This is a genomic window from Hydrogenophilus islandicus (assembly GCF_054657095.1).
The window spans coordinates 1-362 of record NZ_BAAHXE010000081.1; the positions used below are offsets into that span (position 1 = coordinate 1).

1 pseudogene is annotated in these 362 nt (G+C 61.6%); it reads left to right on the forward strand.

The features are described 5' to 3' along the window. Window positions 1-117: 117 nt before the first annotated feature. Window positions 118-362 (forward strand): annotated as a pseudogene (locus ACYQ6T_RS10750) (IS1380 family transposase); the annotation flags it as partial.

Consider the following 362-nt stretch of genomic DNA (forward strand, 5'->3'; position numbering starts at 1 on the left):
CCCAAATCCCGCGTTTCAAAACGACTGAAGTGACTGAAAGCCCCGCCGGGCTTGCGATCCGGTAGGATTGCGGTGATTGAGACACTCACCTATCGGGTGACGCAAGGAGGCGGGGCGATGGGGATTCTGGCACAAACATTGCTTCCGTTCAAGGTGGAAGCAACGGAAGAGAAGCTGACGGCGCATGCGGGGCTTGCGCTCTTTGGTGAATTCGTGCAGGGGCTGGGTTTCTTGCGCTGGCTGGCGCAAGAGATGCCCAAGCCCGGAAGTGGGCGCGGCTACCCGGCGACGGCCTATGTCGTGCCTCTGGTGCTCATGCTCACCGGGGGTGGGCGGTCACTCGAGGACCTGCGCATGCTCAA